This is a genomic window from Streptomyces sp. NPDC005141 (assembly GCF_053599975.1).
Genome location: NZ_JBSFYW010000019.1, coordinates 1 through 13,428, shown reverse-complemented (window position 1 = coordinate 13,428; position 13,428 = coordinate 1). Strand labels below are relative to the sequence as shown.

The 13,428-nt window shown below is 71.1% G+C and carries 14 protein-coding genes; 1 reads left to right on the top strand and 13 read right to left on the bottom strand.

Going from position 1 to position 13,428, the window contains the following annotated elements; all coding sequences use genetic code 11:
* Nucleotides 1-49: 49 nt before the first annotated feature.
* Genes hypD through ACWD68_RS17160 form a run of 5 tightly spaced genes read right to left on the bottom strand, consistent with a single transcriptional unit; the run spans nucleotide 50 to nucleotide 5,178 of the window.
* Nucleotides 50-1,168 (bottom strand): hydrogenase formation protein HypD, encoded by a 1,119-nt coding sequence (hypD, locus tag ACWD68_RS17180; protein ID WP_451807243.1) that lies wholly within the window; start codon nucleotides 1,166-1,168, stop codon nucleotides 50-52.
* Nucleotides 1,165-1,503, bottom strand: coding sequence for a HypC/HybG/HupF family hydrogenase formation chaperone (locus ACWD68_RS17175; RefSeq protein WP_451807242.1), 339 nt, complete (start codon nucleotides 1,501-1,503; stop codon nucleotides 1,165-1,167). The genes hypD and ACWD68_RS17175 overlap by 4 nt, the downstream gene beginning before the upstream one ends.
* A 36-nt stretch (nucleotides 1,504-1,539) precedes the next feature.
* Nucleotides 1,540-3,897 carry a carbamoyltransferase HypF gene (gene hypF, locus ACWD68_RS17170; protein ID WP_451807241.1) on the bottom strand — a complete coding sequence of 786 codons (2,358 nt, stop codon included), beginning with the start codon at nucleotides 3,895-3,897 and terminating at the stop codon, nucleotides 1,540-1,542.
* On the bottom strand, nucleotides 3,894-4,745 hold the full coding sequence (hypB, locus tag ACWD68_RS17165) for a hydrogenase nickel incorporation protein HypB (protein ID WP_451807240.1): 852 nt from the start codon (nucleotides 4,743-4,745) through the stop codon (nucleotides 3,894-3,896). Before hypB ends, hypF begins: the two co-directional genes overlap by 4 nt.
* Complete coding sequence (locus ACWD68_RS17160; protein ID WP_451807239.1) at nucleotides 4,729-5,178, bottom strand: hydrogenase maturation nickel metallochaperone HypA/HybF; 450 nt, start codon at nucleotides 5,176-5,178, stop codon at nucleotides 4,729-4,731. The genes hypB and ACWD68_RS17160 overlap by 17 nt, the downstream gene beginning before the upstream one ends.
* A 64-nt stretch (nucleotides 5,179-5,242) precedes the next feature.
* Between ACWD68_RS17160 and ACWD68_RS17155 the strand changes: the two genes are divergently transcribed.
* Nucleotides 5,243-5,704: a helix-turn-helix transcriptional regulator gene (locus tag ACWD68_RS17155; protein WP_451807238.1), complete on the top strand. Its 462-nt coding sequence runs from the start codon at nucleotides 5,243-5,245 to the stop codon at nucleotides 5,702-5,704.
* Here ACWD68_RS17155 and ACWD68_RS17150 read toward each other — a convergent pair.
* The 8 genes from ACWD68_RS17150 to ACWD68_RS17115 are packed head-to-tail and all read right to left on the bottom strand — an operon-like array spanning nucleotide 5,680 to nucleotide 13,011.
* Nucleotides 5,680-5,784, bottom strand: coding sequence for a DUF6893 family small protein (locus ACWD68_RS17150; protein ID WP_398392185.1), 105 nt, complete (start codon nucleotides 5,782-5,784; stop codon nucleotides 5,680-5,682). The two genes, ACWD68_RS17155 and ACWD68_RS17150, sit on opposite strands and share 25 nt — an antisense overlap.
* A gap of 17 nt (nucleotides 5,785-5,801) precedes the next feature.
* A complete protein-coding gene (locus ACWD68_RS17145) occupies nucleotides 5,802-6,362 on the bottom strand; it encodes a hydrogenase maturation protease (protein ID WP_451807237.1) in 561 nt (186 codons plus the stop codon).
* The gene (locus ACWD68_RS17140) at nucleotides 6,359-7,789 is read right to left on the bottom strand and encodes a hypothetical protein (RefSeq protein WP_451807236.1); all 1,431 of its coding nucleotides are present in this window, start codon (nucleotides 7,787-7,789) and stop codon (nucleotides 6,359-6,361) included. Before ACWD68_RS17140 ends, ACWD68_RS17145 begins: the two co-directional genes overlap by 4 nt.
* 1 nt (nucleotide 7,790) lies before the next feature.
* Nucleotides 7,791-8,432 (bottom strand): DUF6084 family protein, encoded by a 642-nt coding sequence (locus ACWD68_RS17135; RefSeq protein ID WP_351535134.1) that lies wholly within the window; start codon nucleotides 8,430-8,432, stop codon nucleotides 7,791-7,793.
* On the bottom strand, nucleotides 8,429-9,163 hold the full coding sequence (locus ACWD68_RS17130; protein ID WP_451807235.1) for a DUF5947 family protein: 735 nt from the start codon (nucleotides 9,161-9,163) through the stop codon (nucleotides 8,429-8,431). The genes ACWD68_RS17135 and ACWD68_RS17130 overlap by 4 nt, the downstream gene beginning before the upstream one ends.
* Complete coding sequence (locus ACWD68_RS17125) at nucleotides 9,160-10,071, bottom strand: NifU family protein (RefSeq protein WP_451807234.1); 912 nt, start codon at nucleotides 10,069-10,071, stop codon at nucleotides 9,160-9,162. Before ACWD68_RS17125 ends, ACWD68_RS17130 begins: the two co-directional genes overlap by 4 nt.
* A 25-nt stretch (nucleotides 10,072-10,096) precedes the next feature.
* Nucleotides 10,097-11,878, bottom strand: coding sequence for a nickel-dependent hydrogenase large subunit (locus tag ACWD68_RS17120; RefSeq protein WP_451807233.1), 1,782 nt, complete (start codon nucleotides 11,876-11,878; stop codon nucleotides 10,097-10,099).
* Nucleotides 11,879-11,928: 50 nt separating this feature from the next.
* Nucleotides 11,929-13,011, bottom strand: coding sequence for an NADH-quinone oxidoreductase subunit B family protein (locus tag ACWD68_RS17115; protein WP_451807232.1), 1,083 nt, complete (start codon nucleotides 13,009-13,011; stop codon nucleotides 11,929-11,931).
* Nucleotides 13,012-13,428: the final 417 nt, after the last annotated feature.

Sequence of the window (13,428 nt, the reverse complement as noted above, 5' to 3'; positions counted from 1 at the left end):
AGGCGCGGGGCAGGTCCAGGAGGAGAAGTCGACGGGAGCCGAAGCGGAGTCACCCAACGGAGCTCGCCTCCTTGTTCGGGGCCTCCAGCCGCCGGTACAGGTAGTAGGCGGCGCACGCGCCCTCGCTGGAGACCATCGTCGCGCCCAGCGGATTGCGGGGGGTGCACTCCTTGCCGAACGCGGCGCACTCGTGCGGCTTGATGAGGCCCTGGAGCACCTCGCCGCTGCGGCAGACGGTCGATTCCTGGGTGTCGATGCCGGTCACCGAGAAGCGGTGCTCGGCGTCGTACTCGCGGTACTTGGGCGACAACCGCCAGCCACTCTGCGGAATCATGCCGATCCCGCGCCAGGCCCGGTCGGTCACCTCGAAGACGTCGGACAGCATGGCCCGGGCCGCCGGGCTTCCCTCGGGCTGCACCGCCCGCGGATAGGCGTTCTCCACGGTGTGCTGCCCGGCCTCCAGCTGCCGTACCGCGCGGCGGATGCCCTCCAGGATGTCCAGCGGCTCGAACCCGGTCACCACGATCGGCACCCGGTGCCGCTCGGCGAGTTCGGGATACTCGGCCATGCCCATCACCGTGCAGACGTGCCCGGCGGCGAGGAACGCCTGTACCCGGCAGTCCGGCGAGTTCATGATCGCGTCGATGGCCGGAGGCACCTTGACGTGCGAGACCAGCAGGCTGAAGTTGGGGATGTCCAGCTTCTTGGCCTGGTAGACGGTCATCGCGTTGGGCGGCGCGGTGGTCTCGAAGCCGATGCCGAAGAACACGACCTGACGGTCGGGGTTCTCCTGCGCGACCTTCAGCGCGTCCAGCGGCGAGTACACGACCCGCACGTCCGCGCCCTCGCTCTTGACCTTGAACAGGTCGCGTCCGCTGCCCGGCACACGCAGCATGTCGCCGAAGGAGCAGAAGATCACGTCCGGGCGGGAGGCGATCTCCAGCGCCTTGTCGATGATCTCCAGCGGGGTCACACACACCGGACAGCCCGGCCCGTGGATCAGCTGGATCTCCTCGGGCAGGAGCTGGTCGATGCCGTGGCGGATGATCGAGTGCGTCTGACCGCCGCAGACCTCCATGATCGACCAGGGCCGGGTGGTGGTCGCCCTGATGTCGTCGAAGAGCCGTTTGGCAAGGACAGGGTCGCTGAACTCGTCCAGGTACTTCATGACCGTGCCTCCTTCTCGACGCCATCCATGGGCGTTGGTTCGGTTCCGGCGGGGCGGTCGGCGCCGGCGTCCCGGGCGGCCTTGCCCCAGGCGTCACCGAACTCCTCCTCCAGCACCCCGAGGTTCTCGAAGAGCTGCAGGGTCTGCTTCGCCGACTCCTCGTCCAGCCGCTGCAACGCGAATCCCACATGGACGATGGCGTAGTCACCGACCTGCATGTCCGGCACGTACTCCAGACACACGTCCTTGACGACACCGCCGAAGTCCACTTTGGCCATCCGCGTCGCGTCGCGTTCCTCGATCTCCAGCACTCGGCCGGGTACGGCCAGACACATGACTCGCTCCTGACTCGTTCCTGCGCTCCCGCCGCGCTAGTCCCGCGCTCGTGCGGCGACGATCAGCTGCCCGAGGGCCAGACCGCCGTCATTGGGGGGAACCCTGTGGTGCCTCAGTACGGTGAAGCCGTCCCGTTCCAGAGCGGCGCCGCAGCCCTCGGTGAGCAGGGCGTTGCAGAACACCCCGCCGCTGAGGGCCACAGTGCTGATGCCGGTCCGCTCTCGCGCCACCGTGCACACCTCCTGGACCAGGGCGACCACGGCCCGATGGAACCGACGCGCCACCGGACCGGCCGTGACGCCGGCACGGACGTCCGCGACGGCGGCGGCCAGGACCGGCGCCGGATCGGCGATCAATGGCGCCTCGGGGTCCTGACGGACCGTTCTCAGCATGAACCGGTACCCGTCTTTCCGCTCGTCGTCGCCGAGCGGGCCCGCCAGATCGTCCAGTGCCGCGTTCTCCAGTTCCATCGCCGCCTGCGCCTCGTACTCCACCCGGTGGCAGACCCCCGCGAGCGAGGACACCGCGTCGAACAGGCGGCCCATACTGGACGTGGGCACGCAGTTGAGCCCCCGTTCCAGCTGCCGTTCGAGCAGCCGCCGCTCCTCCGGGGTGGCGGCAGCGGCGCACGGCAGCTCGTCGGACCAGGGCAGTCCCGCCGTCCGCAGATGCGACAGGGCCATCCGGTAGGGGTTGCGTACGGCCGCGTCGCCGCCCGGCAGCGCCGCATAGCCCAGATGAGCGAACCGCCGGTATCCGTCGTAGTCGGCGAGCAGCACCTCGCCGCCCCACACGGCACCGTCGTCGCCGTAACCGGTCCCGTCGAAGGCGATCCCGATCACCGGGGCCGAGCCGTCGAGACCGTGCTCGGCCATGGCGGAGGCGACATGGGCGTGGTGGTGCTGCACCTGGCGAAGCGGCAGGCCGCGGGCCTCGGCGGCGCGCCGCGCCCACTGGGTGGAGCGGTAGCCGGGGTGCAGGTCGGCGATCAGCAGGCGCGGCGCGACGGCGGTGAGGTCCGTCAGATGGCCCGTGGCCCGCTCGAAGGCGGTCAGGGTGGCCAGGTCGTCCATGTCCCCGACGTGCGCGGACAGCCAGGCGTAGCGGCCGTCCCCGGCGCAGAAGGTGTTCTTCAGGTCGCCGCCCACGGCCAGCGCCGGGACCACCGGCACCGGCAGCGCGATCGGGAAGGGGGCGTAGCCGCGCGAACGGCGCACCGGAAGCTCGGCTCCCGCGCAGACCCGTACCACCGAGTCGTCGCAGGGCACGTGGACGGGGCGGTCGTGGGCGAGCCAGGCGTCGGCCAGCCCCACCAGCCGGGTCAGCGCCTCGGCGTCGTCGGTGACGATGGGCTCGCCCGAGCGGTTTCCGCTGGTCATGACGAGGACGGCCGGGCCCGGTGGATCACCGGGCAGACCGAGCAGCAGCCGGTGCACCGGCGTGTACGGGAGCATGAAGCCGAGGTCGGGGCTGCCGGGGGCGACCCCCGCCGCGATCTCGCCGGAGGCCGCCCGCCGCCGCAGCAGGACCACCGGCTTGCGCGGCCCGAGCAGCAGCTCCTGCTCGGCCGGCCCGACGTGGGCCAGCCGGCGCACGGTCTCCAGCGAGTCGGCCAGCACCGCGAAGGGCTTGCCGCCACGGTTCTTGCGCTTGCGCAGGGTGCGGACGGCCGCGGGGTCGCCCGCGTCGCACGCCAGGTGGTAGCCGCCGATCCCCTTGACCGCCACCACGGCACCCTCGGCCAGCAGCCGGCGGGCCTCGGCGATCGCCTGCGCGTCGCGCAGCTCGCCCGGATCACCGGGCCCGGTGCGCAGGGTGAGCCGGGGGCCGCAGGCCGGGCAGGCGATCGGCTGGGCGTGGAAACGCCGGTCGGCCGGGTCGGTGTACTCGCGGGCGCAGTCCGCGCACATGGGGAAGCCCGCCATGGTGGTGCGGTCCCGGTCGTACGGCAGCGAGGTCACGATGGTGAACCGCGGACCGCAGTGCGTGCAGGTGATGAACGGGTGCCGGTACCGCCGGTCGGCGGGGTCCGCGAGCTCGCTCAGACAGGCGTCGCAGGTGGCCGTGTCGGGGGAGACGAGCGTGCGGCCGGGGCCGCCGGAGGAGGGGCGGATGGTGAACACCGAGCCGTCGTTCTCCAGGGGCACGCCACGGTGCTCGACCGACTCGACGACCGCGAGCGGCGGCGGACCCGTCCCGATCCGCGCGCAGAACGCCTCCACATCGGCGGCCGGGCCTTCGACCTCGGCCTCGACGCCCCGCGCGTTGTTGGTGACCCAGCCGGTCAGTCCCAGCTCCTCCGCGAGGGTGTACACGAAGGGCCGGAAACCCACTCCCTGGACGACGCCCGTGACGGTGATGTGCCTGCGCTCGCGCCCCGGGGTCCGTGTCACCGCGCGTGCTCCTGCTCCGGCTTCCGGCTCCGGCCGGCCCCGTCTTCCCGCTCGTGCGGGTGCTGGTGTCCGTCGGCGTGCGAGGGGCCGTCCGGGTGCGGGTGCCCGTCCGGTCGGGGGTGGCCGTCGCCGTTCTCGTGGCGGTGCAGGTACCGCTCGTGCTGCCGCGCCAGGACGGGGACGTGCGTCTCGTCGCCGGCCGCGCAGCGCAGGATGTGGGCCAGCAGCGCGTCGACCCCCTGGCCGGTGCGGGCCGAGGTCTCCAGGACCGGCACTCCGGGGTTGACCTGCTGAACACCCCCCAGGAAGGCCTCCCGGTCGAAGCCGACGGCGTCCGCGATGTCGGTCTTGGTGATCACGACCAGGTGCGCGAGTCCGAAGGCCGTCGGGTACTTGACCGGCTTGTCCTCGCCCTCCGTGACCGACGCGAGCGCGATGCGCAGGGTCTCTCCGAGGTCGTAGGAGGCCGGGCAGACGAGATTGCCGACGTTCTCGACGAACAGCAGGCGCGTGCCCTCGGGCAGCCAGTCCTCGAGCCGGCGCTGGAGCATGCCCGCCTCCAGATGGCAGAGCCCGTCGGTGAGGATCTGCCGCACGGGGGCGCCGGACCTGGCCAGCCGTACCGCGTCGTTCTCGGTCGCCAGGTCGGCGGTGACCGCGGCGGCCGGGGTGCCGCCCGCGACGGCGCGGGCGAGCAGTTGTTCGAGCAGGGCCGTCTTGCCGCTGCCCGGACTGGACAGCAGATTCACCGCCACGGTGCCGCGGTCACCCAGATAGCTCCGCAGGGCCAGGGCGTTCTCGTCGTTCTTGGCGAGGACGGCCTGATGCAGGTCAACGGTGCGGCACATGGCTCGCCTCCTCGTCGTGTGTCGCCAGCCCGGCCGGCGCGGCCCGTGGCCCGTCGTCCGCGCTCTTCGTGTCGCTCTTCCCTTCCAGGGGGCGGTCGGCCAGCGTCACCCGGACGATCTCCAGCTCCCGGCCGGCGAGCAGCGTCAGCGTGGCCCCGCACGCGACGCACCACAGCACCGGAGGCATCCCGGTCGGCGCCTCGCGGCCGCAGCCGTCGCAGTGCGCCCGTGCCTCGACAGTCTCGATCAGCAGACGTGCCCCCGCCAGCGCGGTGCCCTCCGTCGCCAGGTCGAACGAGAAGTCCAGCGCCTCGGGCACCACCCCCGCGAGCTCGCCGATCCGCAGGGTCAGCGACGCGACCGTGCCGCCCTGTTCCCGCAGGGCCTCTTCGACCTGTTCGACGACCGCCACGGCGATGGACAGTTCATGCACGGCCCTCACCTCCCGCTGCCGGGCCCTCGTGGGGCCTTCCGGCGCCCAGGTGTGGGGCTCGCGCATGGCTGGTTACTCTGAGAAGACGATGACTGGCCACGAGGTCGAGCGACGCGCTCTGCTCACCCCGGTGCTGCTCCTGCTGCTGGCCGAACGCCAAGGGCATGGCTACGAGCTGGTGCAGCGCCTGGGCGCTTTCGGCTGTGCCGACGCCGATCAGGCGCATGTGTACCGGCTGCTGCGGGGCATGGAGAGCAGCGGTGAGGTCACCTCGCACTGGCATGCCTCCGAGAGCGGTCCCGCGCGCCGCGTCTACGCGATCACCCAGCAGGGCGCCATGAACCTCGCCCTGTGGTTCGTTCGCCTGGGCGAACTCCACAGCACCCTGCATCTCTTCCTCGAGCGGTACGTGCAGCTCGAGGACGTCGGTGGCCGTGCGGGGCGCACGGGCGAAGGCCCGGGCGCCGGCGCGCGTGCGCCGGATCATGCGCGTACGCCGGATCACATGCGCCGCATGCGCAAGTAGCGGCGGATGTCCGACAGGTTCCTGGCGACTCCGTAGGCCAGTACGAGGCCCGCGGCCACGCCCACCCATTGCCATTCCATCCTTGCCTCCATCGTGGTCAGCTCCTCTGGGGTACAGAGGCAGCGCGGCGTACCAGGTCCAGCACCAGATCGGCGGCGGCCTCCACGGCGTCGGCCACCGGGGGTGTCAGGCCCATGCCCTCGTCCGTGTCGCGGGGTTCGCAGCCGACGACGTACACCTCCTCGGGGAGAGTGCCGCCCGCGCCGGCGTGCAGATCGTGCAGCAGGGCCAGCACGGTGGCGGGGTCCATGGCGTGCGTGTCCATCGGCCCCGGCTCGGGCCGTGCCGCGGGGGGCTCGGGGCCGACGTCGATCGTGTAGAGCGTTCCCGGCGGGCCGCCCCGGCCGACGATGTCCACCAGCACGAGGGTCCGATAGCCCTCCAGCAGCCGGTAGGCGAGGTGCACCCCGCGGATGCCGGCGTCCATCAGCTCGACGCCGGGCGGCAGTTCGGGCATGCGCGCGGCGAGTCGCCGTACGGTCTCCACCCCGAATCCGTCGTCCTGGAGGAACACGTTGCCCACCCCGGCGACCAGGACACGGTGTGTCCCGTCCGGTGCGGCCGTACCGGACGGGTCGACGCGATCGGGTCCGGTCATGTCGCCTCCTCCTTCAACGGGGCCACCTCGTCGGGCTTGAAGTACAGGAAGCGGCCCTGGGCGCGGCGTACGTCGGTGCCCGGATCGTCGTCCACGACGACGGCGAGGTGCGTCTCGCCGTCGAGGTCCCCGACCACGGCCTCGACCGTGGCGTGGCGGCCGAAGAGGAAGGCATCCTGGGCGTCGGAACGCCGGGCGCCCGGTCTGAGCAGGACTCTGCTGCCGGCCCGTACGCTCTCGCCGTCGATGACGACGGCGGCCGGCACCTCGTCGGCCCCGGGGTCCTGCGCCGGGTCCCACCAGGGGTGCCCGGGGCCCTCGGGCAGGGGCAGTCCGGTCTCGGGAGCAGCGGGGCGTGTCTCGCCCGGAAGGCCGTCGCCGGTGATCTCGCGCAGCCCCCGGATCGCTCCGTGCAGCCGTTCGCGGACCGCCTCCGGCATGTCGTCCACCAGGTCGATGACCTCGGCGGCGCGGGCGTCCGTGCCGCGGGCCTCGCGCTTCTCCCGTTCGGTGAGCGCGGCCGTGCGCAGCGAGAGGATCTCGTCGATCTCGGTGGCGTCGTAGAGGGGCCCCGGGCTCTCCTCGGCGACGGCCGGGTGGTCCTCCAGGATGATCGGCGAGGACAGCATGACGTCGTCCGAACCGGGCGGTCCCGCGAGTACGGGCCAGGTGTGGTCGTTGTGGCAGCTCGCGGCGGCCGGGCGGGCCCACTCGGGCGGGTCGGTCAGCGACAGGAACCGTCCCCCGGGCACGCCGAACAGCAGATGGGTGCCGATCATGCTGTGGGCGAGGGCGGTCTCACGGTCGGTGCCGGCGTCCTTCGGGGCGACGGTGGTGTTGTGCACGCTCACCGTGAGCCGCAGCACCCGGTACGGTCCCGGCAACTCCTCGACGCGCGGGCGCAGTTCTCCTGTCAGCCGCTTCCTGTGCCGCACGAGACGACCGAGCGTCCGGCCCTCGGAGTCGGTCACCGGCTCGTACTCGACGGAATCCGGCAGGTCGAAACGTACGGCGTGGACGGCCGCCTGATCACCCATCAGCTCGGCGAGCGATTCATGGATCAGTACGCGCTCCTCGTGACCCTCGTCCCATGGCACCAACACCCGGTCCGGAAGGTCGAGTTCGGGCACCTCCGTGTAGCCGCCGTCGGCGTCGAGCCGTTCGACCGTGCGCCGCCGGACGTGCAGGAAGCGCAGCTCGGTGTGGAGCCGGTCCCCGGCGCGGGGCTCCAGCAGGCATTCGGTGCGCTGGACGGCGTGTTCCCCGGTCGTCGCGGTCCAGGCGGGTGGCACCAGGACGCCGAACTGCCAGCGCAGTTGGTTCTTCGCGGCCGAGGCACGGTAGGGGTAGAGGACATATCCCTCGAACAGGACGGCGTCCGCGACGGTGCGGGCCTGTTCGAAGCCGTTCTCCAGGGGATTGCTCATCTCAGTCGGCCCCCTTCGCGTCGGCGGTGGCGAGGAGTTCCTCGAAGACCCGCTCCCAGGACGGCAGGGCGTGGGCGGAGCGATAGCGGCGCAAGGCGTCCAGCACGTCCAGCCGGACGCGCAGCCAGCCCGAGTTGGGGAAGTACTGCTCGATCATGTTCCGCCACACGTCCACGGGCATCCGGTACGACGTCTCCTTGTGCCAGGGCACCGGCTCGGCCCGGAAGCCGTCCCGGCCCGTGAACACCGTGCCGGAGAAGAGCAGGAGCAGCGGGACCTCCCCGCGGGACAGCGCCCGGAAGTACGACGCGGAGGCGACCTCCGTGTCGTAGGTGCAGGGCACCGGGAGATCGACCTCCGTCGAACCGGTGAACCCCGGGACCGTGATGGAGGCGTGGGCGAACTGCAACGGCTTGAGCGTGCTGTTCCAGCGGCTCGGTTCGCCGAACAGGTCACCCAGCATGCCGACTTCCTCCGGCTCGTACGATCGCCCGGCGGGCTCGATACGGATCTGGCAGCGCAGCGCGACGGCGTGCACGGGCTGGTGATCGGCCTCCTCGATGCGCAGCCCGAACAGCAGCGTGGGCCCGGCTCCGTACGGCTCGGGGCGCACACCGGTGCAGGTGAACTGGAGATCGGTCACGGGGCGCCCCCGGAGTGCGTGGCCCGGCTGCCGGATTCCGCGGGAGCGGCGGGGGGCCCGGATTCCGCCGATGCGGCGGTGGGCCCAGGTCGCGCCGATGCGGCGGTGGGCCCGGGTTCCGCTTCCAGCGGCCGGGCGGCCGCCGTGATCCGATCGAAGAACTCCGCGATGTCCGCGCGTGCCTCGGCACCGCCGTCGAAGCCCTTCCAGTGCAGCCGCATCCGGCCGACCAGCTCGTAGCAGACGTCGACCGGGACGAGCGTGCACGTCACCGAGCTGCCCCGTTCGTAGTGCAGCAGCAGTGCCTCCACGTCGGGTTCGAGCAGCTCCGTGAGCCGGCTGCCTCCGAGGACCGCGTCCCAGGTCTGCGGATCGAGTTCGCTCTCGGTGGCGCCCGCCGGGCTCGGGTAGAAGGCCGCGAGCCGGTCGAGTTCCGAGTTGCGGAAGAAGAAGGCGAGCGCGACAGGGATCTGCAGCCGGTTCCAGTCCGCCTCGTCCAGGTCGAACCCGGGATCGGTGAGATACCGGTCGGGGACGGCCCGGAAGCGGCCCTGCCCCGCGCCCGGCCGGGTGAAGAGCAGATGGCAGGGCGGGCAGGCGCATTTGAGGGACCGCCGGGAGCTGTCCACGAGATGCCGGTGCTCGGCGGGAAGCGGCTCCCCGCACAGGTCGCAGCGCTCGCCAGCGGGCGGCGGCCTCCGGGTGAACTGTTTGAGGACGTCGGTGGTCATGGCCCCGCCCCCAGCAGCTCGCCGGGCAGCGCCACCCGCACCGATCCGTCCTCCTCCAGCAGCGGTACGGGCTCCAGGTGGCCCCTCTCGCCCCGGCCCGCCCGGTGCACGTCGAACTCGGCGGCGCATCCCGCGCACCGCAGCAGTTCGCCGTCCAGGGCCGCCGGTGCGAGGCTCGCCGCACAGACCGGGCAGCGGTCGCGGTAGGCGTACAGCTGTCCCGGCAGGCGGACGAGCAGCAGGGTGCGGCCGGCGACATCCGTGACGCCGGTGGCCCGTTCGCCCAGGGGCAGCGCCCGGGGGCCGAGGGTGTACCAGCGCGCCGGGTCGCCCGTTTCCCCGGACGCGGCCGGACCGCCCGGAACGTCGTCCGGGCGGTGCGGCAGGATCTGGAGCAGCGACGGCTGCGGGTTCTCCTCGGCCATCCCCTCGACCTCGATGTGCTCCACCTCGGGGGCGATCCGGGCGACCGCCTCCTCGATGGTCCAGCGCACGGTCTGGGTGGAGGACGGGCAGCCGTCGCAGCTGCCGCGCAGCCTGAGCCGCAGTGTCAGGCCGTCGGCCGCCTCCATGTCGAGCCCGGCCACCTCGACGTCACCCGCGTGCGAGCCGAGGTAGGGACGGACCTTGTCGAGGGCCCGGCCCACCCGGGTCGCGGTGTCCTCCGGATGCAGATCGTGCAGGATGAGCAGATCGCTGACGAGTTCGTCGGCGGTCAGGACGGCGAGGGGATCCGCGCCGTCCGGGGCCGCGCGCAGCAGCCGTACGGCCCGCGCCAGACCCTCGCCGTAGAACTCCACGACGCAGCGCACGAGTTCGTCCGCCGTGTCGCGTGCTTCCGGTCCCGCCTGCTGCGCCAGCTCGTCGAGCAGCGCGCCTATCCGCTCACCCGTCTCCTGTCCGGCCATCGGCAAGCCCCTCTCCTGAGGAAGGTCAGACCGCCAGTCCGCTCAGCCCCGTCGGCATGTGCGTCTGCTGGATGGTCCGCCCGCCGCCGACGTACATGTGCACGCCGCACGGCAGACACGGGTCGAAGCTGCGGACGGCCCGCATGATGTCGATGCCCTTGAAGTTCTCGGGCGGGTTCTCCTCGAAGATGGGGGTGTTCTGTACCGCGTCCTCGTACGGGCCCGGTGTGCCGTAGCTGTCGCGCACGCTGCCGTTCCAGGGCGTCGGCGGATACGGGTGGTAGTTGGCGATCTTGCCGTCCCTGATCACCATGTGGTGGGACAGCACGCCCCGGACCGCCTCGGTGAAGCCGCAGCCGATCGACTCGTCCGGCACGTCGAACTTCTCCCAGGTCTGGGTGCGTCCGGCGCGTACCTCCTCCATCGCCCGCTCGGCGAAGTGGAGGGCGGCCGCGGCGGCGTAGGCCTGGAAGTAGGTGCGGGCCCGGTTGCGTTCGAGGGCGTTGCTCCACTGCGGGATCTTCCACTCAAGCGCCATCTCCGGCTTGGTCATCGTGCGCGGCAGGTTGATCTGCACGCTGTGCCCGGTGGCCTTGATGTAGCCGATGTCGACGAGTCCGGACAGCGCCGTGGACCACAGGCGGGCGATCGGGCCGCCGCCGGTGTCCAGGGCCAGATGGTCGGTGCCGTCGAACCAGCGCGGCGACATGACCCAGCTGTACTTGTCGTCGAAGTCCCGCTTCTGAGGGGCCGGGATGGTGTGCTGGTTCCACGGGTGCCGCTCGTCGACGGGGTTCCCGAGCGGGTCCCGCTCGACGAACTTCTCCATGCCCGACCAGTCCTCGTAGTACGAGCTGCCGAGCAGGATGCGGATGCCGAGGTTGATGTCCAGAAGGCTGTTGGTGACCAGCTTGCCGTCCACGATGACACCAGGGGTGACGAACATCCGCCGGCCCCAGTTCTCCATGTTGGCGTACTGGAAGTCGCAGTACTCGGGGTCGTTCAGCGCGCCCCAGCACCCCAGCAGTACCCGGCGCCTGCCCACTTCCTCGTACCCGGGCAGTGCCTCGTAGAAGAAGTCGAAGAGGTCGTCGTGCAGCGGGACGACCCGCTTCATGAACTCCACGTAGCGGGTGAGCCGGGTCAGGTAGTCGGTGAAGAGCTGGATGGTCGCGACCGTGCCGACACCGCCCGGATAGAGCGTGGAGGGGTGCACATGGCGGCCCTCCATCAGACAGAACATCTCCCGTGTGTAGCGGCTGACCTGGAGCGCCTCGCGGTAGAACTCGCCCTCCAGCGGGTTGAGCGAGCGCATGATGTCGGCGATGGTGCGGTAGCCGTGGTCGGCCGCGTGCGGGGCCTCGGTGCGTTCGGCGAGTTCGAGTACGCGGGGATTGGTCTCGCGGACCATCCGCTCGCAGTAGTCCACACCGACCAGGTTCTCCTGGAAGATGTTGTGGTCGAACATGTACTCCGCGGCCTCGCCGAGGTTGATGATCCACTCACCGAGGTGCGGCGGTGCCACGCCGTACGCCATGTTCTGGGCGTACACCGAGCAGGTGGCGTGGTTGTCACCGCAGATGCCGCAGATCCGGCTGGTGATGAAGTGCGCGTCGCGCGGGTCCTTGCCGCGCATGAACACGCTGTACCCGCGGAAGACGGACGAGGTGCTGTAGCACTCCGCGACCCGCTTCGCCTTGAAGTCGATCTTGGTGTGGATGCCGAGACTGCCCACGATGCGGGTGATCGGGTCCCACGACATCTCCGTGAGGCCGTCACCGGCCGGCTTGTTCGTCGCCGTCGCCATGGTGCCGCGCCACCTTCCTGTCGAGTGTCCTGCTCAGCGGGCAACCGTGGTCACCACGGGGCCTTGTAGCCGGTCGTGAGCTTCTCGCCCTTGCCGCGCCACTTCGGTTCCTTTTCGACGGTCTTCTCGGTGATGTGCCGCAGCCGTCGTACGACCGAGCCGTAGATGCCGCTCGCCGTCGCGGACACATGGCCGCCTGGCGGCTCGTCCATGAACGGCATGAACTTGTCGGGGAAGCCCGGCATCGTGCAGGCGATGCAGATGCCGCCGACGTTCGGACAGCCGCCCACACCGTTGATCCAGCCGCGCTTGGGCACGTTGCACTTGACCACCGGGCCCCAGCAGCCGAGCTTCACCAGACACTGCGGCGATCCGTACTCGGTGGCGAACTGCCCCTGCTCGTAGTAGCCGGCACGATCGCAGCCCTCGTGCACCGTGGCGCCGAACAGCCAGGTCGGCCGCAGCTCCTCGTCCAGCGGGATCATGGGCGCCGCGCCCGCCGCCTGGTACAGCAGGTAGAGCAGGGTCTCGGAGGCGTTGTCCGGGTGCACGGGGCAGCCCGGGATGCAGACGATCGGAATGCCGGCCTTGGACTTCCACTCCCAGCCCAGATAGTCCGGCACTCCCATCGCGCCGGTCGGATTGCCGGCCATCGCGTGGATACCGCCGTACGTCGCACAGGTGCCGATGGCGACGACGGCGAGCGCCTTGGGGGTGAGCCGGTCCAGCCACTCACTGGTGGTGATCGGCTGGCCCGTCTCCGGATCGTCCCCGAATCCGCACCAGTAGCCCTCCGGCTTGACCCGCTCGTTCGGGATGGACCCCTCGACGACCAGCACGAAGGGCTCCAGCTCGCCCCGGTCGGCCTTGAAGAACCACTCGACGAAATTGTCCGCGCCCTGCACGGGCCCGCACTCGAAGTCGATCAGAGGCCAGTGGACCGCCACCTTCGGCAGTCCTGGCAGGGCACCGAGTGCCAGTTCCTCGATGCTCGGCTGGGTCGCGGCGGTCAGCGACACCGAATCCCCGTCGCAGCTCAGCCCCGCGTTGATCCAGAGAATGTGGACGGTCGGATCGTCCTGCGCGTCGTCCTGCGCGACGGGGTCGGCCGTCGTCGCGGTCGGGGCGTCCATGAGCCCTCCTGGGAATCAGCTCATTCCGGTCATAACTGTACAAACAGCCTTTCCCATGGTTACCGACCCGACGTGTCGGCGGTAAGTGCGAACGGGCCCTATCGCCGCCGCGCACCTTCGTCGCGCCGACACCCTCGACGGCGCGAGCGCCGGGGCCGGCACTGCGACGGTGGGGCGTCGGGGCTGACGCTGTGACGGTAGGGCGCATCGGGGCCGGCGCTGTGACGGCAGGGCGCGCCGGGGCCGGCGCTGTGACCGCGGGGCGTTCGGTGAGCGCCCGCCCGTGCAGCCGGTGAACAGCGGAACGGCGCCTGACCGGTGATCCGGGCCAGCGTGATGCGTGATGGAGTCACCATGGCGGACTGCCTCATTTGTCGGTGGTGCAGGGTGCGGCACTGGCTCAACAGTGCCGCACCA

What these genes read in the sequence shown, in the direction of transcription:
- ACWD68_RS17125 (WP_451807234.1), bottom strand. Translation starts at nt 10,071, where the DNA reads ATGGCCGGACAGGAGACGGGTGAGCGGATAGGCGCGCTGCTCGACGAG.
- hypD (WP_451807243.1), bottom strand. Translation starts at nt 1,168, where the DNA reads ATGAAGTACCTGGACGAGTTCAGCGACCCTGTCCTTGCCAAACGGCTC.
- hypB (WP_451807240.1), bottom strand. Translation starts at nt 4,745, where the DNA reads ATGTGCCGCACCGTTGACCTGCATCAGGCCGTCCTCGCCAAGAACGAC.
- ACWD68_RS17120 (WP_451807233.1), bottom strand. Translation starts at nt 11,878, where the DNA reads ATGGCGACGGCGACGAACAAGCCGGCCGGTGACGGCCTCACGGAGATG.
- ACWD68_RS17155 (WP_451807238.1), top strand. Translation starts at nt 5,243, where the DNA reads ATGGCTGGTTACTCTGAGAAGACGATGACTGGCCACGAGGTCGAGCGA.
- ACWD68_RS17130 (WP_451807235.1), bottom strand. Translation starts at nt 9,163, where the DNA reads ATGACCACCGACGTCCTCAAACAGTTCACCCGGAGGCCGCCGCCCGCT.
- ACWD68_RS17150 (WP_398392185.1), bottom strand. Translation starts at nt 5,784, where the DNA reads ATGGAATGGCAATGGGTGGGCGTGGCCGCGGGCCTCGTACTGGCCTAC.
- ACWD68_RS17175 (WP_451807242.1), bottom strand. Translation starts at nt 1,503, where the DNA reads ATGTGTCTGGCCGTACCCGGCCGAGTGCTGGAGATCGAGGAACGCGAC.
- ACWD68_RS17115 (WP_451807232.1), bottom strand. Translation starts at nt 13,011, where the DNA reads ATGGACGCCCCGACCGCGACGACGGCCGACCCCGTCGCGCAGGACGAC.
- ACWD68_RS17145 (WP_451807237.1), bottom strand. Translation starts at nt 6,362, where the DNA reads ATGACCGGACCCGATCGCGTCGACCCGTCCGGTACGGCCGCACCGGAC.
- ACWD68_RS17140 (WP_451807236.1), bottom strand. Translation starts at nt 7,789, where the DNA reads ATGAGCAATCCCCTGGAGAACGGCTTCGAACAGGCCCGCACCGTCGCG.